Annotated in this window: 14 protein-coding genes, 1 other RNA gene and 1 pseudogene; 10 read left to right on the forward strand and 6 right to left on the reverse strand. The window is 41.7% G+C overall.

The window, feature by feature from the left end; translation table 11 throughout:
- The first annotated feature begins 63 nt into the window (after positions 1-63).
- The 4 genes from atpA to ssrA all read left to right on the forward strand — a co-directional run bounded on the left by atpA (position 64) and on the right by ssrA (position 3997).
- Entirely contained in the window at positions 64-1578 is a 1515-nt protein-coding gene (gene atpA / locus RMY27_RS10175) for a F0F1 ATP synthase subunit alpha (RefSeq protein ID WP_322662789.1), read from the forward strand.
- Positions 1579-1721: 143 nt separating this feature from the next.
- A complete protein-coding gene (locus RMY27_RS10180; RefSeq protein ID WP_322662790.1) occupies positions 1722-2669 on the forward strand; it encodes a F0F1 ATP synthase subunit gamma in 948 nt (315 codons plus the stop codon).
- 104 nt (positions 2670-2773) lie between these two features.
- Complete coding sequence (locus RMY27_RS10185) at positions 2774-3538, forward strand: class I SAM-dependent methyltransferase (RefSeq protein WP_322662793.1); 765 nt, start codon at positions 2774-2776, stop codon at positions 3536-3538.
- A 66-nt stretch (positions 3539-3604) separates the two neighbouring features.
- Positions 3605-3997: a transfer-messenger RNA gene (gene ssrA / locus RMY27_RS10190) on the forward strand.
- An 848-nt stretch (positions 3998-4845) separates the two neighbouring features.
- Here the strand turns inward: ssrA and RMY27_RS10195 are convergent.
- Positions 4846-5301, reverse strand: a complete 456-nt coding sequence (locus RMY27_RS10195; RefSeq protein WP_289795030.1) for a helix-turn-helix domain-containing protein — start codon at positions 5299-5301, stop codon at positions 4846-4848.
- A 1100-nt stretch (positions 5302-6401) separates the two neighbouring features.
- Between RMY27_RS10195 and RMY27_RS10200 the strand changes: the two genes are divergently transcribed.
- A complete protein-coding gene (locus RMY27_RS10200; protein ID WP_322662794.1) occupies positions 6402-8141 on the forward strand; it encodes a diflavin flavoprotein in 1740 nt (579 codons plus the stop codon).
- A gap of 119 nt (positions 8142-8260) precedes the next feature.
- Positions 8261-9973 carry a diflavin flavoprotein gene (locus RMY27_RS10205; RefSeq protein WP_322662796.1) on the forward strand — a complete coding sequence of 571 codons (1713 nt, stop codon included), beginning with the start codon at positions 8261-8263 and terminating at the stop codon, positions 9971-9973.
- Positions 9974-10241: 268 nt separating this feature from the next.
- On the opposite strand, the gene RMY27_RS10210 is transcribed toward RMY27_RS10205, so the two are convergent.
- Positions 10242-10823 carry a calcium-binding protein gene (locus tag RMY27_RS10210; protein WP_322662798.1) on the reverse strand — a complete coding sequence of 194 codons (582 nt, stop codon included), beginning with the start codon at positions 10821-10823 and terminating at the stop codon, positions 10242-10244.
- A gap of 210 nt (positions 10824-11033) precedes the next feature.
- Here RMY27_RS10210 and RMY27_RS10215 point away from each other — a divergent pair, with 210 nt between their 5' ends.
- Positions 11034-11189 (forward strand): DUF4915 domain-containing protein, encoded by a 156-nt coding sequence (locus tag RMY27_RS10215; protein WP_322662800.1) that lies wholly within the window; start codon positions 11034-11036, stop codon positions 11187-11189.
- Positions 11190-11715: 526 nt separating this feature from the next.
- Here RMY27_RS10215 and RMY27_RS10220 read toward each other — a convergent pair.
- Positions 11716-13008 carry a dicarboxylate/amino acid:cation symporter gene (locus RMY27_RS10220; protein ID WP_322662801.1) on the reverse strand — a complete coding sequence of 431 codons (1293 nt, stop codon included), beginning with the start codon at positions 13006-13008 and terminating at the stop codon, positions 11716-11718.
- A 193-nt stretch (positions 13009-13201) separates the two neighbouring features.
- Here RMY27_RS10220 and RMY27_RS10225 point away from each other — a divergent pair, with 193 nt between their 5' ends.
- Both RMY27_RS10225 and tnpA read left to right on the forward strand, forming a co-directional pair.
- Positions 13202-15832, forward strand: a complete 2631-nt coding sequence (locus RMY27_RS10225; protein WP_322662802.1) for a DNA polymerase III subunit alpha — start codon at positions 13202-13204, stop codon at positions 15830-15832.
- Positions 15833-16345: 513 nt separating this feature from the next.
- A complete protein-coding gene (tnpA, locus tag RMY27_RS10230) occupies positions 16346-16756 on the forward strand; it encodes an IS200/IS605 family transposase (protein ID WP_322662804.1) in 411 nt (136 codons plus the stop codon).
- A gap of 144 nt (positions 16757-16900) precedes the next feature.
- On the opposite strand, the gene RMY27_RS10235 is transcribed toward tnpA, so the two are convergent.
- Positions 16901-18619: an NFACT family protein gene (locus RMY27_RS10235; protein ID WP_322662807.1), complete on the reverse strand. Its 1719-nt coding sequence runs from the start codon at positions 18617-18619 to the stop codon at positions 16901-16903.
- Positions 18620-19089: 470 nt separating this feature from the next.
- Positions 19090-20325: pseudogene (locus tag RMY27_RS10240) on the reverse strand (glycosyltransferase family 4 protein); the annotation flags it as partial.
- A gap of 835 nt (positions 20326-21160) precedes the next feature.
- Here RMY27_RS10240 and RMY27_RS10245 point away from each other — a divergent pair.
- Positions 21161-21328, forward strand: a complete 168-nt coding sequence (locus RMY27_RS10245; protein WP_322662811.1) for a hypothetical protein — start codon at positions 21161-21163, stop codon at positions 21326-21328.
- A gap of 138 nt (positions 21329-21466) precedes the next feature.
- On the opposite strand, the gene RMY27_RS10250 is transcribed toward RMY27_RS10245, so the two are convergent.
- Entirely contained in the window at positions 21467-22030 is a 564-nt protein-coding gene (locus RMY27_RS10250; RefSeq protein ID WP_416212327.1) for a Uma2 family endonuclease, read from the reverse strand.
- Positions 22031-22059 lie beyond the last annotated feature (29 nt).

A 22059-nucleotide genomic window follows, 5' to 3' on the forward strand; every position in this document is an offset into this window, starting at 1 on the left:
CTCCTAACTCTTAACCTCTAACTGAATTAATTTTTCCGTCTCGAAAGCAAACAAGATAGACACATGAGCATATCAATTAGACCTGACGAAATTAGCAGCATTATCCAACAACAAATCGAGCAATACGATCAAGAGGTCAAAGTTGCTAACGTTGGTACAGTCCTACAGGTAGGTGACGGTATTGCCCGGATCTATGGTCTGGAAAAGGCTATGGCTGGGGAACTCTTAGAATTTGAAGATGGCACAGTTGGCATCGCCCAGAATTTGGAAGAAGACAACGTGGGTGCGGTGCTTATGGGTGAAGGGTTAGAAATTCAAGAAGGTAGTTCCGTAACCGCTACTGGTAGAATTGCCCAGATTCCAGTAGGAGAAGCCTTAATTGGACGAGTTGTAGACGCTTTGGGTCGTCCCATTGATGGTAAAGGAGACATCAAATCCTCAGACAGCCGTTTGATTGAATCTCCAGCACCCGGTATCATTGCTCGTCGGTCAGTACACGAACCCATGCAAACGGGGATCACAGCTATTGACTCAATGATTCCTATCGGTCGTGGTCAACGGGAATTGATTATTGGGGATCGCCAAACAGGTAAAACTGCGATCGCAATCGACACAATCATCAACCAAAAAGAAGAAGATGTAATTTGTGTATACGTTGCGATCGGTCAAAAGGCTTCCACCGTAGCTAACGTGGTGCAGACATTGCAAGAAAAAGGCGCACTCGACTACACCATCGTCGTCGCTGCTAACGCCAGTGACCCAGCAACCTTGCAATTCCTAGCTCCCTACACAGGCGCAACTATTGCTGAGTACTTTATGTACAAAGGCAAAGCTACCCTGGTAATTTATGATGATCTTTCCAAGCAAGCCCAAGCTTATCGCCAAATGTCCCTGTTGCTGCGTCGTCCACCCGGACGCGAAGCTTACCCCGGAGATGTATTCTACATTCACTCCCGCTTGCTAGAAAGAGCAGCAAAGCTAAGTGACGAATTAGGTAAAGGCAGCATGACCGCCCTACCAATCATCGAAACCCAAGCTGGTGACGTTTCGGCATACATCCCCACCAACGTAATTTCTATTACCGATGGTCAGATATTCCTATCTTCTGACTTGTTCAACGCTGGTATCCGTCCGGCTGTGAACCCAGGTATTTCTGTATCCCGCGTGGGTTCTGCGGCGCAAACCAAAGCAATGAAAAAAGTTGCCGGTAAAATTAAATTGGAACTAGCCCAATTTGACGACCTGCAAGCCTTCGCTCAATTTGCTTCTGACTTAGATAAAGCCACTCAAGACCAGTTGGCACGGGGTCAACGGTTACGCGAACTTCTCAAGCAGCCACAAAATTCGCCACTCTCAGTATACGAGCAAGTAGCAATTCTTTACGCTGGTATTAATGGTTACTTGGATGATGTGCCTGTAGATAAAGTCACAACCTTTACCCAAGGTCTGCGGGAATACTTAAAGACTGGTAAGTATGCCGAAGGAGTAAGAGCCTCCAAAGCACTAGGTGATGCAGAAGAAGCTGCCTTAAAGGAAGCACTTACCGAATACAAGAAGACCTTCAAAGCAGCAGCGTAATTAGTCATCAGTCATTAGTCATTAGTCATTGGTAAATAACTAATGACTAGTGACAAAGCGCAAAGTCTGATCGGAGGTTTCCTCCGCTCAGAACTTTGTAAGAGAGGATAAATGACAAATGACTAAGGACTAAGGACAAGAATATGCCCAATCTAAAAGCAATACGCGATCGCATTCAGTCGGTCAAAAATACCAAAAAAATTACAGAAGCCATGCGTCTCGTAGCTGCGGCTAGAGTGCGCCGGGCGCAAGAACAAGTGCTAGCAACTCGCCCCTTTGCCGATCGCTTGGCACAAGTATTGTATGGTTTGCAAAGCCGTCTGCGCTTTGAAGAAGCAAACCTACCTCTACTGAGAAAACGCCAAGTTAAGTCAGTTGGGTTGTTGGTTATTTCAGGCGATCGTGGTCTATGCGGCGGCTACAATAGTAACGTTATCCGTCGTGCAGAAAACCGCGTTAAAGAAATCCAGGCAGAAGGTTTAGACTATCAATTTGTGATCGTCGGACGCAAAGCTACACAGTACTTTCAACGCCGCAATCAGCCAATTGATGCCACCTACAGCGGCTTAGAGCAAATTCCCACCGCAGCAGAAGCCAATCAGATTGCCGATCAACTACTTTCCTTGTTCCTTTCAGAAGAAGTCGATCGCATCGAATTAATCTATACCAGATTCATTTCCTTAGTTAGCTCCCGTCCTGTGGTACAAACCTTACTGCCCCTCGATCCCCAAGGTCTAGAAGCAGGCGATGATGAAATCTTCCGCTTGACAACCCGTGGTGGTAAATTTGAAGTAGAACGGGAGAAAGTGACTAGCCAAGTCCGCACGTTGGCTCCTGACATGATTTTTGAGCAAGATCCCGTACAGATTCTCGATTCTTTATTGCCCCTGTATTTAAGTAACCAGCTATTGCGGGCGCTACAAGAATCAGCAGCTAGCGAACTAGCAGCGCGGATGACAGCTATGAGTAATGCTAGTGAAAATGCTGGTGAACTGATTAACACCCTCACGCTGTCTTACAACAAAGCTCGACAAGCTGCAATTACCCAAGAACTTCTTGAGGTTGTGGGCGGTGCTGAAGCACTAACTTAGGGTATAACTAATTATTTATTTGTAGTGCGTTGTAATATATAGCCAATTGCTAATTATTTTAAGATTAGCAATTGGCTATTTTAGTATTTGGGACTTTTAACTAGATGACATTGACGGTGTATGGGCCTTTATGTACTGAAGTTTATCAAATAACCAAGCCCATCGATCGAGATTATCCTGATGTTAGTTACTACATAAAACACCTTTCGTCAATTGGTGGCAGAATTTTAGAGGCGATGGTTGGGACGGGACGATTACTCATTCCACTGCTAGAAGCTGGTATCAATATTGAGGGAATTGATATTTCACCAGATATGCTGGCTGCTTGTCAAAAGCACTGTAGCGATCGAAATTTAAATCCTGTTCTGCATCAAGGTTGTGTAAAAAATCTTGAAATTCCTGGTAAATTTAATGCGATCGCAGTTTCCTTCGGCTCATTTATGCTGCTTGAAAACCGAACTGCTGCTATGTCCGCTCTACAAGCTTTTGCTCGACATCTGGAACCACAAGGGCGAATCTTTATTGATTTAGAGTTGCCCATCGAAGATTTTAAAACAGAGAACATTGTTAAACAGCGATCGCCAATTGACTGCCCTGATGGATCAACAATCCTTTTGCAATCTACATCTCGGATAGACTGGCTTAATCAACTTAACACGACTGTGATTCGTTACGAAAAATGGAAAGACAGCAAACTCGTTGCCACAGAGTTACAAAATCTTCCCCTACATTGGTTTGGGCGTGACGAATTTATCATGTGTTTAAAGGAAAACGGCTACAAAAACATCACCCTGTGTGCCAACTATAATGATGATCTCCAGCCAAGCTCCTACCAAGACACCATGTGTTTCTCAGCAGCACTTGCATAAAGCAAAAATTTTTGTCTATTAACACATTTGCAGAATTGCGTATTATAATCGAAGTATGAAGCGCATGGGTCCGTCACGGTTTCGACAGGTTGGCGAACGCTGCTCTGTGATTCAGGTCGAGAGTGAGTCTCCTCTCGAAAATCAAAGGCTCAAACAAAAAGTAAATGCGAATAACATCGTTAGCTTTGCTCGTAAGCCTGCTCTAGTAGCAGCTGCCTAAAAACCTCTTACAGGTTCGAGCGTCTTTAGTTTGACTCCGTTAAGGACTGAAGACCAACCCCCAACGGATGCTCTAGTAAGCGTTCTCTGGTTGGCTTGCTAGCTAAGATTAAATCAGAGCATCCTACGTTCGGGATAATGAACGATTCCCGCCTTGAGGATTAGAAAGGCTAAACCTGTGAATGAGCGGGGGGTCAATACCCAATTTGGACAGCAGTTCGACTCTGCTCGGATCCACTAAAAATAGTTAACAAGTCCACTTGACACTGTGATGTGTAAGTGGACTTTGTTTTATGGGAAACTCCCATGATAATTTTCTATAATGCACAGCTAATTTGAGTTCAACAGCTAATAATATCATGTTCGCTTGATTACTTACTAAACCCGAAGAACCCCACCCCGCCAAAGCTACGCTTCGTCTCCCCTCCCGAAGAGCGGGGAGGGGATTAAGGGGTAGGGTGCAATGACTGTGGAAATCATAACTAATTAGGCGGACATGATATAAGCTGTTACGCAAATAAGATTGCACATCAACTGGGTGAGGTTGTCCTAAGTCAATTGTCCTTTGTCCTTGGTAAACACAAATGACTAATACTTCGGCTTCTCTGCGAGACGCTACGCGTAGCTTGCTTCCCCGGAGGGGTACGCTCAGTACAAGTGACTGATAACTAATGACCGTCTACACAGAGAATAGTGCAATATGTAGGCGCGTTAGCTTATAGCAATACCGTTCAGTTAAACCCAATTAACACAAAGAAGCGCAACAAGCACTATCTCTGCAAAAAGCAAAAACCTGCCAAAAAGATATCGATTAAGCCGGTGCAGAAGTAAAGCAACAACAAGCACTCTCTCTGCAAAAAGCAGGAATTTGTCAAGAAGATAATCGTGATGGTCATTCACGATCTAGCGATCGCATCTCAAATGAAAAGAGTAATTCCAATACTTTTCGGATAAACTCAACAATCTCTCTTTTGCTCTGAGGAAAGCTTATTGGACTTGGGGTAAAGGTAAACCTAAACCTTTCCCTTTTCCCCCTTAAGCAAAAAGTATTGCAAGTTATTCGAGTCCAAGATGGTTTAGTTAGCTAATTATGCTTGCTGTTTCTGGGTTTGCGTGCGTGTGCTTCCAAACCTTCTTCCCCTTTTTTTCAGTACCCGTCGTAGTCGATCTGCACTCAAGTTTACTTGACGTTCAGATGCTAGTTTTTTTGCTAATTGTTTAGAGTTATAAGTCTCTGACTCTTGAGCTAAACAATTTTCTAGATAAACCAAATCTGATTCCGAATATCGAGGTTTTCCTCCTCGACCAGGAGCATCCCATAAACCTGCTAAACCCATTTTTTCCCAACGATGAAGGGTTTGACGCACTGTTGAAATCGCCCAATTCAAGCCTTTTGCAATTTGCTCATTTTTTAAGCCACGAGTATTCAACAGTAAAACTTGAGCGCGATCCTTAGTACGTTGAGGAACATCTTTGGCTTTTCTCAACTCTTCTAAAGTCAGCTTTTCTTCTTCTGTGAGAAACACTTTTAATCGGCATCCCATAAACAATAACCTTTTGACAATCAATTTTTGTATCTATTTACGTCTGTACACTGCATTACTTAGGTATTTGATCATACATTCTAAAAAAGCGACTACAAGTATTAAGGATGTTGGCGTCTAATAAGGCTGCTACACGATAAGTATTGGCTTGAGAACACTATTAAAGTTTGCAGTTTTTCATCAACAATGGATTTTTATAAAAATTTAGGCATATCGAGATTACATCATTAATCTATATAGGTAAATTTATCAGATAGACTAAAGCTGTAGTTTATACCTATAACAAGAAAATTTGTTGGCGTTATCTTGATTAATGTTTAAAGTCGATAATAAAGGACTGTATCATTAAATTCCTAACATTATTCCTGTGCTTACGGAGGTTTATCGAAACTTTAAAAATCCTTTTGACGCTAGTTTCCATTTGGATGAGCAGAAGAAGATATACAAGCCTAGTTCCTTTTTATTCAACTAGTTTCTGGAAATTTGACTTAATTATCTCTAAAAAAATATCTGTTTTATCGACTTTACATAAAGTTTATATTCTATGCCATCATATTTATGATTAAGGCAACAACATATTGAATATCCATTGAATAAACTAATGCTAGCAGCTTGTTTGATGATTTTTGGAACCTAATCAGATTTGTCACACCTTTCCTACCTTTCCTACCTTTCCTACTTTTCCTACCTTTCCTACCTTTCCTACTTTTTCTAATTAAGGGAGTACCAAAAAAAATAAATGTTTCTATTTAATAAATATATACTCTGACGATATTAAGCATTATAAGTAATTTTGAGTTTGTAGCTTGGTCAGTAATCTAATATTGTTTAAATTATGTTTTTCTAGTTAAAAATATAATCGTTATGATATTTTTGGATTAAGATAAAACCAGATAAATATCCAAAATAAGCATTCAGTAAAATTTAGGTATAGATTAATATTTGGTAAATTTTTTGAGTCATATTTTTTGCTAAAAAACAGCAATAATTGATACAAGTTAAACTTTTCAAAAACTGATATTCATTACAACTTCAAATAAAAATAATAGGGAGAATGGGGGCAGAAGAAAAACCTGTTAATTTGCGCTCGGAGACGAATAATGGTAGCGATGTCTACGACCGGCAAGGCCAACGCAGAGAACGCTCAACATCGGCTAACTATACAAACTGTAGAAATTGCCCCTAACACAACGGCGATTCGCTCTCTTGACTGGGATCGCGATCGCTTTGATATCGAATTCGGACTGCAAAACGGTACAACCTACAATTCATATCTAATTAGGGGCGAACAAACAGTTTTAATTGATACTTCTCACCAGAAGTTTCGCGATCTGTATTTAGAGACCCTTAAAGGTCTTGTAAATCCCAAAACAATTGATTACATAATTGTTAGTCACACAGAGCCAGACCATAGCGGTTTAGTAGAAGATGTCCTCCAGTTAGCTCCTAGAGCTACTGTTTTAGCCTCAAAAGTTGCGCTTCAGTTTTTGGAAGGCTTAGTACACGATCCTTTTTCCAAGCGGGTTGTGAAAACTGGCGATCGCATCGATATCGGCAAAGGACACGAAATGGAATTCGTGAGTGCGCCTAACCTGCACTGGCCGGATACAATCTTTAGCTTTGACCGCAAAACCCAAATTCTCTATACCTGTGATGCTTTTGGGATGCATTTTTGTGACGATCGCACCTTCGATGAAGATTTAGAAGCGATTGAAGCTGACTTTAGATTTTACTACGACTGCTTGATGGGTCCTAACGCTCGTTCGCTGCTGAATGCGATGAAGCGGATGGGCGATCTCGGAAAGATTAATATTATCGCAAATGGTCACGGCCCATTATTATACCACCATTTAGATGTTCTGACTGGGTGTTACGAAAATTGGAGCCAAAGACAAGCTAAAGCAGAAACAACAGTTGGCTTGTTTTTTGTCTCAGAATATGGTTATGGCGAGCGTCTTGGTCACGCAATTGCCGAAGGTATCCTGAAAACTGGCGTTGGCGTAGAAGTACTGGATCTGAGTACTGCTGAAAGCCAAGAAATTCAAGAACTAGCCGGGAGAGCAGCAGGCATCATTATTGGTATGCCCCCGACAACTTCCGCTGCCGCCCAAGCTAGTATCAGTTCGGTGCTAGCTGTCGCCAAAAACAAGCAACTGATTGGGCTGTTTGAATGTTACGGTGGGGATGATGAACCCATTGATACAATCCGCAGACAATTTCTCAACTCTGGTATCAAAGAAGCTTTCCCACCCATTCGGATTAAAGAGACTCCCAGCGCCTCAACATTCCAGTTGTGTGAAGAAGCGGGTAAAGACATCGGACAATTGCTGGTGCGCGATCGCAACATCAAGCAAATCAAGTCCCTTGATGTCAACATGGAAAAGGCATTAGGTCGGATTAGTAGTGGACTATATATAGTCACGACGAAAAAAGATAATGTCTCAAGTGCAATGCTGGCATCGTGGGTAACACAAGCGAGTTTGCAACCATTAGGATTCACAATTGCCGTTGCGAAAGACCGCGCCATTGATTCCTTAATGCAAGTAGGCGATCGCTTCGTCCTCAACGTTTTAGAAGAAGGCAATTATCAAGAACTCAAGAAACATTTCCTCAAGCGCTTGCATCCTGGTGCTGATCGCTTTGCGGGAGTGAAAACTCAAACCGCGAAAAACGGTTCGCCGATTCTAACTGATGCTCTGGCATACATGGAATGTGAAATACAGACCAGCATGGAATGCAGCGACCACTGGATTTTATACTGCACTGTGCAAGAAGGTCGTGTCTCCAAAAACGATGGATTGACAGCCGTTCGCCATCGCAAAGTAGGTAATTACTACTAAGAAAGAGGCAAGAGGTAACAGGTGACAGGGGACAGCAAAGAAAACTATCCCCTGTTTCCTATGATCTATACCCTATAACCTATTCCCTATTTCCTGTTCCCTAACTTTATCCAACAGCTATGACCAATTCCAAGCCACGCGACGTACAAGTTTTACCAATTGCTACCAATACTAAAGCTATCAGAGCGCGTAGTTGGTCACGTCTGCGGTTTGAAATTGAATACGCACTTGAAAGAGGTACTACTTCCAATTGCTATTTAATTGAAGCTGATAAAACCGCACTTATTGATCCACCGCCAGAAAGCTTTACCGAAATTTATTTAGAGGCATTGCGGCAGACTTTAGATTTACAAAGTTTGGATTATATAATCCTGGGTCATTTTAGCCCCAATCGAGTTGCAACCCTCAAAGCAATTTTAGAACTGGCACCACAGGTAACTTTTGTCTGTTCTCTTCCTGGTGCGAACAATTTGCGTGCTGCTTTCTTAGAGCAAGATTTAAATGTCTTGGTGATGCGGGGGAAAGAAACTCTGGATTTAGGCAAGGGTCATGTTTTGAAATTCCTGCCCACTCCCAGCCCACGTTGGCCGGAAGGACTTTGTACCTACGACCAGCAAACCCAAATTCTCTACACAGATAAGTTATTTGCAACTCATCTTTGTGGTGATGAGGTGTTTGATGATAACTGGGAAGCGCTCAAAGAAGATCAGCGTTACTACTTTAACTGCCTGATGGCTCCCCAAACTCCTCATGTGCAAGCAGCTTTGGAGAAAATATCAGATTTGCAGGTGAGAATGTATGCTGTAGGTCATGGGCCTTTAGTACGCAGCAGCTTAATCGAACTCACCAAAGCTTATGGAGAGTGGAGCCGTTCTCACAACGATCGCGAGATTTCTGTTGCCCTACTTTACGCTTCAGCTTACGGGAATACAGCGACTTTAGCACAAGCGATCGCTCTGGGACTAACTAAAGGTGGAGTCGCAGTCAAATCAATCAACTGCGAATTTGCTACCCCTGATGAAATTCGCATCAACCTCGCACAGTCAGAGGGTTTTATCATCGGTTCTCCTACCATTGGTGGTCATGCGCCAACTCCCATTCATACTGCTTTAGGGATTGTGTTATCGAGTGGTGACAACAGTAAACTCGCTGGGGTATTTGGTTCCTACGGCTGGAGTGGCGAAGCATTTGACTTAATCGAAGGTAAACTCCGGGATGCTGGATATCGCTTTGGTTTTGACACCCTGAAGGTGAAGTTTAAACCTGATGATGTCACTCTCAAATTCTGTGAGGAATTAGGTACAGACTTTGCCCAAGCACTGAAAAAGGCTAAAAAGGTACGCCTACCCCAACAAGCCGCTACTCCAGTAGAACAGGCTGTTGGTCGGATTGTTGGTTCCGTTTGCGTGGTGACAGCGAAACAAGGAGAAGTGTCTACCGCAATGTTAGGCGCTTGGGTTTCTCAAGCTACCTTCAACCCACCTGGAATAACAGTGGCGATCGCTAAAGAGCGAGCGATCGAATCTTTGATGTATCCAGGCGGTAAGTTTGCCTTAAATATTCTACCTGAAGGCAATCATCAAGACTACATGAAGCATTTCCGTAAATCTTTCGCGCCTGGGGAAGATCGATTTGCCAACTTTAGTACAGCAGTTGCAGATAACGGTTGTACCATCCTCACCGATTCATCAGCATATTTGGAATGTTCAGTCAACCAACGTCTGGAATGTGGCGATCACTGGGTTGTGTATGCAACTGTGGACGAAGGGAAATTACTCAAGCCTGATGCTGTTACTGCCATCAACCATCGTAAAACGGGCACTCATTATTAAATAGTGAGAAATTTAACTTAACGAAAAAGCCTTAGCTATTAACATAACCAAGGCTTTTGATGAGAAAAATTCTTTTTTCTTGTGGGATGGGTATCTTGCCCGTCCCAATTTTTTTGTGGTTAATCGACAAAACTTAAGCAATTTTAAGCTGAAGTCTAAGAGGATGTCTTAAAAGTCTCGGTATAAGAGCAAAAGACCCTTTTAAAACATCCTCTAAATGCGTAGGCGTAGCCCGTCATAGACATCGCTAAAAACGAACCCTAAATGCTTAAAGGATGAAACTAGTCGCAGCGATCGTTGCCACTCCATTCAGTTGAATTTCTAAATCTGCGGTTATGTTACCGTCGTTATTGATCTCTGCCTGAACGAATAGGTTGCTGCCGCTCGTAAAGTAGCGTACTTCGCCAGCAGTTCCAGTGAAGGCAGCAGTACCGATAAATTTAAAGGCTTGATCGCCAGCAGTTAAGAGTTCGGCATCTATCGCCGACAAGTCGATCTTGTCAAACCCTGATGTGAAATCTGTGAGAATATCCCGTGTCACACCTACCTGACTTTCAGAAGTACTGAAGTACTTGTAGATATCGTCGCCATCGCCGTCAGTTATTGTGTCAGTACCTGCACCACCGATAAGAATATCGTTGCCATTTCCACCGTTGATTATATCGTTGCCCAATCCACCGTTAATTGTATCGTTGCCGTTATTGCCGAACAGAAGATCGTTACCAGCCAAGCCTGTTAGAATGTCGTTCCCATTATCACCAAGGATTACATCGTCTAAATTAGTACCTGTTGTGGTGTTATTGTCGTTTAGGTTGCTATCAAAAATATCGGTAAAAACTGGATTAGCCATGATTATTCTTCCTTCAAAGTACTACATTAGACTACGTTGAAGATTGTGTTTTATCTATGACTGGATAAAATAACAAGTTACATAAATTTACATACAAACTTAAATAGTCGTTCCTGAACAAGAAAAAATAGTAGTCTAAGCTACAAATAGACTTCAAGACTTGTGTAATGAAGATAATCTCACGCAATATTGAGAATTGCAGATTTCGATATGGGTTCTATAAATACCTTGCAGAGGCTGTCTATGCTCCACTCCCCGCGTTGGCATCAGGAAAAACTCTGGCTACTCAACTCAGGTACGGGCGAGTTTGGCTTTGCTGGTAGCACTTTTGGGGGTACGTCGTCCAATGGCGATCGGGTTTCGTAGCGACAAAATTCGGCGGGTGGTAACAGTGGAATGAAAAGCAATTCAAAATAAAAAAATCAACATCAATGATGTTTAATTAAGTAATTTTTTACCTATCTAATCTCAATGGCAGCAACGGCTTGGCGATCTAGAATCAGAAAAATCGCGCGTGCAATTTCAGTATTAAAGCGTAAACAACATAGATTCACTTGCTGGAATTCCGCAATTGCCACAAAGACAATAGCAAAAACGCAGGGTAGCCTTTAACTAGAAAAACAGTATTAGGTAATTCCTAGACACAACTTTTATATTATTTTTCTTGTTCTTATGACTTCAAAACACACCCAAATTAAATTTCCTCTTTGGCAGTATTTGAACCAGCCATTATTTAGTCGGGATACTAAATTAGTATTGAATCCCCAACGCTTTGTATTGATCTGGCGTCTACAACTTTTAGAACGTTGCTGGACTAAAGCATGTGACGCCAAAGGACCTCAACAGCATTAGATATTTGAAAGGCTGCTGAACTCAACTAAAAGCTGGCAAACTAAGCCTCGTCTACAGAACGTGGCTTTTTGCCATCAAGTAAAGCACTGACAGTCATATCTCCCATAACATTAATTGCGGTGCGGCAGCGATCCAAAAACCAGTCTACAGTAACTAGCAAAGCGATGTACTGCGTAGGTAAGCCGACAGAAGTAAACACCAGTGTCATCGTTACCAATCCCGCATTAGGAATATTGGCCGCACCTACCGATGCAAAAATCGAGGTCAAGATGACAATTAACTGCTGTGTCAGACTCAGATGTTGTCCAATCAGTTGGGAAATATACAACGCAGACATTGCTTCATAGAGAGCAGTGCCATCATTATTGAAATTTGCCCCGACTAATGCTCCTAAAGCAGCAGAAGATTCCTTTAAACCGACTTTTGTTTGCAAAACCTCAAAGGTTATGGGCATTGCCGCCGCAGAGGAAGAAGTTGAGAAAGCTGTCAAAAAGGCATCAGAACCACCAGCGAGGAATTTTAGTGGGTGTACCCAAGAACCAAATTTTACTCTGATCAGGTAGTAGCACGCCTGCAATACTAGTGCTAACAATACAGCGACGATAAATGCACCCAAAGATTTAAATGGTGCAAAGCCCTGCATCGCAATAGTTTTAGCTACAATCCCAAAGACTGCAAACGGCACTAAGGCAATTACCCAGTTGAGGATGCAGACTACCGCTTCAAATAAAATTCCGATGACATCCTCTATCGGCTGGAATCCATTCTTGCCTTGAGCGATTTGTTCAGATTTTAATCCCCGCAGGACGATACCAAAGCTCAGGGCAATCACAATCAGCTGGATGACATTATTATCAACCAATGGCTTGAGGACGGCTTCCGGTACAGCATCTTTGAGTATTCCCCAAGGGTCGAGACTCTGAGCAGTAATTGCCGTACTTATTGAGGTGTTTACATTGCCCCAAGTCCCCGGACGCAGTACATTAGCTACGAACAGCCCCACCAAAATGGCTACAGTAGTATTGGTTAAAAGTAGCACTGCCAGACGCCGTCCGGCTGTACCAGGGATATTGGTAGTCATCAAAGTATGCAGCACCGCTACCAGAATTAGGGGTGTAGCCAAGGCGCGGAGAGCCTTTAGCACTAATTCAGCCGGAATTGCTAAATTGTTGATTAAGGCAGCATTGCTGGGATTGGGATTCCCTGCACCAAGGGCAATTCCGACGCTGACTGCCGCTATTAAGGCGATGAGAATTTGCAACGTGAGAGGGATACGCTGCCACCAAGGGCTAGCTTTGGTTTCAGGCGAAGTAGTTCTCTCTGTTTGACTCATTGGCTAGATACTGGTTAACTGCTGTAACTATTAAAACAACACTCATAATAGTGATAATTCCTGAAAAAGAACAGCTTTAATTTTGGTGAAAAACTGTTAATCTAAGATTCCGTTGCTTTGCAAAATCTGGCTCGAAAGGGTATACCACAAGGTAGGCCCCTAGAGGGATCTTGGCTTATGGTTGGAGATGCTTATGTCCTTTGTTCCTTTACATATTCACAGTGACTACAGTCTACTTGATGGGGCAAGTCAGCTTCCAGAGTTGGTGAATCAAGCGATCGCATTGGGAATGAAAGCGATCGCCCTTACCGATCATGGTGTCATGTATGGAGCCGTTGAACTGATCAAAATCTGCCGTAGTCAAAATATTAAGCCGATTATCGGCAATGAAATGTATGTAATTAATGGCGATATTGAGAAACAAGAACGCCGACCAAAATATCATCAAGTAGTTTTAGCTAAAAATACCAAAGGTTACAAAAATTTAGTCAAATTAACCACAATTTCTCACCTCCAAGGTGTTCAAGGTAAAGGAATTTTTTCTCGTCCTTGTATTAATAAAGATTTATTAAAACAATATCATGAAGGCTTGATTGTCACCAGCGCTTGTTTGGGTGGAGAAGTTCCCCAAGCAATTCTCAGTAATAGACCAGATGCAGCCCGTAAAGTTGCTCAGTGGTATAAAGAGGTATTTGGTGATGATTATTATTTAGAAATTCAAGACCACGGCTCCCAAGAAGACCGAATTGTGAATGTTGAAATAGTCAAAATTGCGCGGGAGCTAGGAATTAAAATTGTTGCCACTAATGATTCACATTTTATTTCTTGTTTTGACGTTGAAGCCCACGACGCTTTGCTATGTATTCAAACTGGCAAGCTAATTATTGAAGATAAGCGGATGCGTTATAGCGGCACAGAGTATCTCAAATCTGGTGAGGAGATGCGGCAGCTATTTCGCGACCATTTGCCGGATGATGTTATTGCGGAAGCGATCGCAACTACTGAAGAAGTCGCTGATAAAGTCGAGCCTTACCATATTATGGGTGAGCCTCAGATTCCTACGCCTCCCATTCCCTCTGGCCATACTGCTGACACTTACGCCGAAGATGTTGCATGGAGTGGACTGTTAGAACGCTTAAATCGCAAATCTCGCCAGGAAGTCGATTCCGTCTATAAAGAAAGATTGGAATACGAACTAAAAATGATTCAGCAGATGGGTTTTTCCAAATACTTTTTAGTTGTATGGGATTACATCAAATTTGCTAGAGATAATAATATTCCCGTAGGGCCAGGTCGGGGTTCGGCGGCTGGTTCGTTAGTTGCTTATGCGATGCGAATTACTAATATTGATCCTGTGCATCATGGGCTACTATTTGAACGTTTTCTGAACCCAGAACGGAAATCCATGCCTGATATTGATACAGATTTCTGTATTGAACAACGGGATAAAGTTATTGATTATGTAACTGAAAAATATGGTGCAGATAGAGTTGCCCAAATTATTACTTTTAACCGTCTAACTTCTAAAGCCGTTTTGAAAGATGTTGCCAGAGTATTGAATATTCCCTATGGGGAAGCTGACAAAATGGCAAAATTAATTCCTGTAGTGCGGGGGAAACCAACGAAACTCAAGGTGATGGTTTCCGATAAAACTCCAGAACCAGAGTTTAAAGAGAAATATGATAGAGAACCCCATGTTCGCCACTGGCTTGATATGGCGATGCGAATTGAAGGAACCAACAAAACTTTTGGTGTTCATGCAGCAGGCGTAGTGATTTCAGACGAACCACTTGATGAAATTGTGCCGCTACAGAAGAATAATGATGGTTCTGTGATTACCCAGTATTTCATGGAAGACTTGGAATCAATGGGTTTGTTGAAAATGGATTTTCTGGGTTTACGGAACTTGACATTGATTCAAAAAACCCTTGATTTGATTCAAGAAACTAGAGGGTATCGGGTTGATCCTGATGAAATTCCGCGCCAGGAAAGAAAAGCCCAGAAGATATTAGCTAAAGGTGAACATAGCACTTTACCAAAAGATGTACAAAAAACTTATGAATTATTAGAAGCAGGTGAGTTAGAAGGGATATTTCAATTAGAATCTTCTGGGATGCGTCAGATAGTGCGAGATTTGAAGCCTTCTAATATAGAAGATATTTCTTCAATTTTGGCACTTTATCGACCAGGGCCATTAGATGCAGGGCTGATTCCTAAGTTTATTAACCGTAAACATGGTCGAGAAAATATTGATTATCAACACACTGTTTTAGAACCAATATTAGATGAAACTTATGGAATTATGGTCTATCAAGAGCAAATTATGAAAATTGCTCAAGATATGGCTGGATATTCTTTAGGACAAGCTGACTTGCTGCGCCGCGCGATGGGTAAAAAGAAAGTTTCTGAGATGCAAAAGCAGCGAGAAAAATTCGTCGATGGTGCAGCGAAAAACGGTGTTCCCAAAAAAGTTGCGGATGAATTATTTGAGCAAATGTTAAAGTTTGCTGAATATTGTTTAAGCTATGACACGGAAATATTGACTGTAGAATATGGATTAATGCCGATTGGAGAAATTGTTGAAAAAGGCATTGAATGTAGTGTGTACAGTGTTGATAATAATGGAAATATTTATACGCAACCTGTAGCACAGTGGCACGATCGCGGGCAACAAGAGGTGTTTGAATATTGTTTGGAAGATGGTTCATTGATTCGGGCAACAAAAGACCATAAATTTATGACTGCTGATGGTCAAATGTTGCCGATTGATGAAATATTTGAACGGGAATTGGATTTAATGCGGGTAGAGGGTTTACCGAATTGAGAGGAGGGGTATTCGTTTTAACTATTGTGGGGTGGAAACCGCGTAAAATTAAAGAAGATGCGCCAATAATACCAGGGTTTGATGGGTTTTAGTCGGGGGCGTCCCAATACGGTTCGGTTAAAGGGTAAAGGGGAAAGGGGAAAGGTTTTGAATACATCCTTTCCCCTTTACCCGCAAACCCATTCCCCAGATCATAAGGAAAGTGAAAAATGCTTATCCGAACCGTATTGGGGGGCGTCCCGCTAACCAAATTCATTGGTTTACCAACCAGACCGCCAGGGAATAGAATTCCCTGTCTAATGGTGCAAGTCCTCTAGAAGAGGACTAGAAAAAACTTGGTTTAATTATTCACTAGTTTCATATAGTCGTCTTCAGACGACTTTAGCTTTCAGACAGGGAATTTCATTCCCTGGCTGCTGCCTTCTGGCTGATGGACACTGCTAATATGATAATTTTTTCGAGCAATATGGGAAACATAAATATATGTAAGTAAATACAAAATTTAAAAAATATATGTCTCTGTGGCGACTTTATTATCATATTGTTTGGGCAACAAAAGAACGCCAACCTCTAATTACCTCCAATAAAAAAACTGAGCTTTATAATTACATCATTGATAAATCCAATAGTTTAAATTGTATACTCCATGCCATTGGAGGTATTGAAGACCACATACATTTAGTAGTATCTATCCCGCCAACAATCGCGATCGCAGAGTTTGTGAAAAAAATTAAAGGAAGTAGTTCTCACCATTTCAACCACAATCTTTGCCCTACATCAGAAAAATTTGCTTGGCAAGAAGGATATGGTATATTCTCTTTGGGCAGTAAGCAACTTAAGCAAGCTGTTATATATGTTCAAAATCAAAAAATACATCATCTTGAAGGCACAGTAAATTCCCATTTAGAAAAAGCAGATGCATAACCAAGAAAAAAAAACTGCTAATATCTACGGGCAAATCAAAGCTGATTGATTTAATCAATTTGCACCCAAAAAAAGCAAGCGGAGAAAACTAAAATAACTGATTTAGGTTTTGGTGAAGTAGAGAGCGTCATTTTGAATTTTGAATTATTCTAATTGTGGTTTTCCCCAAAGTATGGTTTCCTGCTTGTAAATGGCAATTCCCGGTTTTGCTCCTTTAGGTTTGTAGACGTGTTTTGGCTGAGTGTAAACTACTGGCACTTGATCGCTTTGACGGGCACGACTGTAGTATGCAGCGAGATTAGCTACAAATTGCAAATCAGCTTCTTCTGCCACAGCACCCGGTTCTAAACGTAGTAATACATGACTCCCTGGAATTTCTTGAGCGTGAAACCATAGGTCATAATCCCCTGCTACCCGGAAGGTCAATTGGTCATTCTGGCGATTGTTACGACCGATTAATACTTCAAAGCCACTGGGAGTAAGGTAACGATGAAAGTTGGTGCTGGGGGGTTCATTGGCACTGCGGCTGCGATATTCTGGATCTTCCAGATACTTTTGCCCAATCAATTCTTCACGGATTTCTTCTAAAGCTCGCAAATCTTCTGCTGTTTGGTAGTTATCTATTTGGCCGATCGCAGCTTCTACTTGCTCTAAATACTCAATTTCTGTCTGCACTTCCAATAATAGCGGTTCTACAGCAGCACGAGCGCGTTTCAGCTTTTGGTGCTGTTTATAAAGACTTTGGGCATTTTGGACAGCATTTTTATCTGGCTGGAGAGCGATCGCTACTGGCAAATTTGTCTCAAAATCAGCAATGATAATTTCTTTCATCCCTGGTTCCCAGTTTTGCAAATGAGCCATCAATAAATCAGCTTTTTGCCGATACTCATCGGCTTGATCTGATTGCTGCAAGCGCGTCTGAAAGGTTTGAGCTTTATTGCGTAATTTCGTCAAAATATTATTCAATTTCTGACTCAACTGATGGCGCAATTGGGAAAATAACTGTTGGTCAATTTGGTTACTGTAGTAGCGGTTGAGCAACTCCTGGATATTTTTGACCTTTTCAACTGCACCCCAACCCATTACGGTGTAACCATCTTTTGTCCAAGCGGGTTGAAATTCTTTGGAATCTAAGGCTTGCAGCCATTCTTGCCAACGCTCAAACAACCGTCGCCAGTCATCGGGATTGAGTGTATCGGTGGATGTTTCTGGTGCGATATTTGCTTCTAGCAGCATTAACTCCACTAGTGCAGCACTCAAACCACTATAACTTTTGAGCAATTGCCGCTTGATTGCTCCTGGTACTAAACTTACCCGTTCTTGCCAACGTTCTTGAGATTCACTCAAGTAGGGGACACTTCCAGTTAGTTTCGGTGGTGTTTCATAAAATTGTCCGGTTTGGATGGGACGGACGCTAGATTGTTGCTGACTGACTTGATGAGCGGCGGTGATAATTATATTGTTAGCGTCGGTGAGAATGACGTTGCTATACTTGCCCATGATTTCTGCATAGACATGATATAGAGCGCTTTCTCCAGGACGACGGGCAAATTGTAAATCAATCACACGCTCCCAAGGAGCGATCGCTTCAATCGCCACCAGTGCTAAACCACCCAATTGGTGTATTAATTGTTGGCTAAAGGTAAAGGTATCTGGCGATCGCGGTGGCGGATCGCCAATACAAATATGTGCAGCTTGGGGATGCCAAGAAATCTGTAGCCAATCTCGCTGTTGCAGGGTGCGTAATGCCATAGCAATCGTGTAGCGATCGCGCTGGTAAACCTGTTCTAAACGTGATGGTAGCCAGTTAGCGCGGATTTCGCTACAAGCAGCTGTGAGAGTGGTAAAGTCAACTGGTTGCAAAGCGATTAGTTGTTAACATTCAAATGGTAGCGATCGCTATGCTTTTATTTTTGTTTAGTTAAAGCATAACAGACCTCAACTATCATAGCGGTTACTTGCTTTGGTGATAGCTGCGAATCAAAAAACGCAGAAATTATCGTAAGATAAGGTTCTGCGTTTAACTGATAAGTTCGTTTTTTATACAGTTTGTTGTTGGTGTTGAGTTTTCCAAGCTCAAGCGATGCCTACGGCGGGCAACTCTTGGAGAGGCTACGCCTACGCCTACGCTGCCAAATTTAAACCCAAAATTTTATCCGAGTTACTCACTCACCATTATCTGTTATGCAAAAGCATTATTTAGCAGCTAAAACTGGCTTTTTTGCTGCTGACTGCACTAGCTCTGTAGTTGAGTGTACTAGTTCTTTTGCTTTTGATTGCACTAATTCGGCGGTTGATTGTACTAGTTCTTTTGCTGTTGCCGCTACTGGTTGTGGCTGCAACAATTGGGTGTAAAGTTCACTCAGTTGATTTGCGACACCATCCCAGCTAAACTTAGTTTCGACGCGCTTTCTACCAGCTTTACCCAATTCATCTCGCCATTCTGGACTTAAGAGAATTCGGTCAATCGCAGAAGCAAAAGCATTTACATCTTGCGCTGGAGCCAATAAACCAGTTTTTTCGTTAACTACAGTAAACTGAAGTCCGCCGACATCGCTTGCTACTACTGGTGTACCACTTGCCATAGCTTCGATCGCCACTAATCCAAAGGGTTCGTAGTGGCTGGGAACAACGCAAACATCGGCAGCGGCGTAATAAGTAGGTAAAATGTCTTGACTCAAACGACCCGCAAAGGTGGTAAAGTCGCTCATTCCCAATTCGTTGACGATTTGCTCAATGCGATCGCGTTCAATGCCGTCGCTGTTACCTGGAGTACTACCACCACCAATAATTAGCTGGATATTTTTCGAGTCGCGTAGTTTAGACTTGTTTACCGCCCGTACCAAAGTTTCTATACCTTTGCGTTGGTCAAAGCGCCCCACGTATAATACAACTTTGGCTTCTTTATCAATTCCCAATTCAGCCCTGGCTGCTTCTCGTGCAATGGAGCCAAAGCGCTGAATATCTGTTCCACAGGGAATGATGTCGATATTGCCTTTTGTGGAAACTAGCGATCGCATGTGTTCCTGTTCTTGCGGACTTGTCGCTACAATTCGCTCTGCTTTTTCCAACACTTGTTTTTCCACTGCTAATCGCTGACTAGCAATCAAAGGAATATTTTCTATAGTGTTGTACTTGACTGCTCCTAAGGAGTGGTAGGTGTGAACCTGTTTGCTCTGTTGGATTTTATTTAACTGCATCCCCACCCAACTAGAAAGCCAGTAGTTAGTATGAACTAACTCGTATGTAAAATCATTTTTTACTTGAAATTTGAGGAAATTATCCACAAATTCTGGCAGATATTCAAAAATTTCATCTCGCGGCACAAACTCAAGGGGGCCAGCTTTTAAACGGATAGTTCGACAATTGTTCCTATGTTCAACTATCGAGTCTTGCTCCAGACTCACTTTGCGGGTAAACATATCAACTTGCCATCCCAGCTGCGCTAGTGCTTCACCCACATTACGCACATAAACATTTTGTCCCCCTGCTTCTTCTTTCCCTATTTCAATCGCTGGGTCTCCGTGGACGGAAATCAAGGCGATACGTTTTTCGGTGGTAGAGTTCATAGTTTGTGTGTTGCTGATTTTAACAAAGTTTTAGGGTGTTCCAAGCACGTGTATAGCACACTTGCCTGAATTGTTTAGGAACTTTGATTATTATTGATTTTAATTTACTATGTCTAATTTTTTTTAACATCCTCTGTCAGAAGTATACTTTTAAGTTAAAAATAAACATTTAGTTTCTTTAGATATAGGAAATTGTTATACCTATATCTCATCCTTTTGATAGATAAAAATCAGATTTTTGCATTCATATCTAGCTCTAATTTCATAGATATGGCAATAGATATGGCAATTTTAATTTGCTCTCTAGAGACTCAGATATCTGACTTCTGCGAGGATATAATCTGGTAAATAGGGGGTTTGACCTCCTAAGACATCTCAGAGCAGGAAGTCAAAAGACATAAAAAGTAGAGGTATGACGCTGCATTCAAAAAATCAAGGGGAAATACCAAAAACAAAGAATATAAATAGCTCTTGCATTATTCCCAAAAAGAAATATGTACATGAAAATGTACGATAAATTGCGAGTATTATACGTAGACAAAAATTTTGCTGTCTTATTCCCATCTGGGTGCGGACAATCAGCAATATCTCTAAGCAAACTAGGATTACAAGTAGGTTTGAGCGGCGACAAACGACTTTAGGCTACGCGATAACATCTCCTACATATACTTAGATGCTTTCAAAAATCAAATTGGCTGGCTATAAGATAAATATATATATATTTATCTTATATTCACTAAAAGAAATCCAAATTTTGTTTTTACGCAATTCTACTGATTTTGCTTCAAACTAAAAATATAGTCAACACCAGTTTTCAAACGGAGAAGATTAATATATGAGTTTGATAGATGGTATATTTCTGACGCTGTTAAATACTGTTGTCTGTCTAGCACTGCCTAAGCTGCTATCTGTAATTCTGTCTGCCAAAAACCAAAAAACTGTACCTTTACAGTCAACTCTTACATCACAAGATTCCAAGTCTGAAATTCCCAGTTTTTCTTAATGTAAACTGACGAGCTAGAGATATCGCCTTGATGAGGAGAAAAGTTAGTTATTGGTGCAAGGCGATATCTGAACAATAAATTATACAGATTGTGTTTTGGGAAAAGAATAAAAGCTGTTTTTCCATTCAACCTAAAATTTATACAGGAAAAAACTGGTCTACAGTACAGCTAAAACCAGGCAATAGCGGAGAAATTATATTATCATTACTAAATAGGGTTGCTACCAAATTCAGTTGACTTTGTTCGCGCCGATAGACCTCTAGTTTACGCGATCGCCAATCAGCAATCCAATATTCTTTTACTCCTCTGGAAGAATAAAGTTTAAGTTTTGCTTCCTTATCCCGTCTTTCGTCTGACTTACTTTCAGACAAGACTTCGACTACCAAATCTGGTGCGCCAGTTAAATGTCCCGCTTCATCCAATGTTAGCGCCAAGGTTTCTTTAGTAGCCCAAACTACATCGGGAATCACATTATCTGATTCTGAAAACAAAACGCCGGGATTGATTACAGCTTCTCCTAAACCAGTAGACTCTGACCAAATGTTAAGCTGTTGGAAAATTCTGCCACAAGTTTGCTGATGTTTAAAGTGAGGTGCCCTGGTCATAAATAATTCTCCATCAACTATCTCGTAGCGCGTCCCTTCATTTTCTGCGAATAGTTCCACATCATGAATTGTCCAACGTACTCCTGTATTAAGCATCTCACTCATCAGCTAACTCCTTTAATCTT

Source organism: Nostoc sp. DedQUE09, from assembly GCF_034530915.1.
GTDB lineage: Bacteria > Cyanobacteriota > Cyanobacteriia > Cyanobacteriales > Nostocaceae > Nostoc.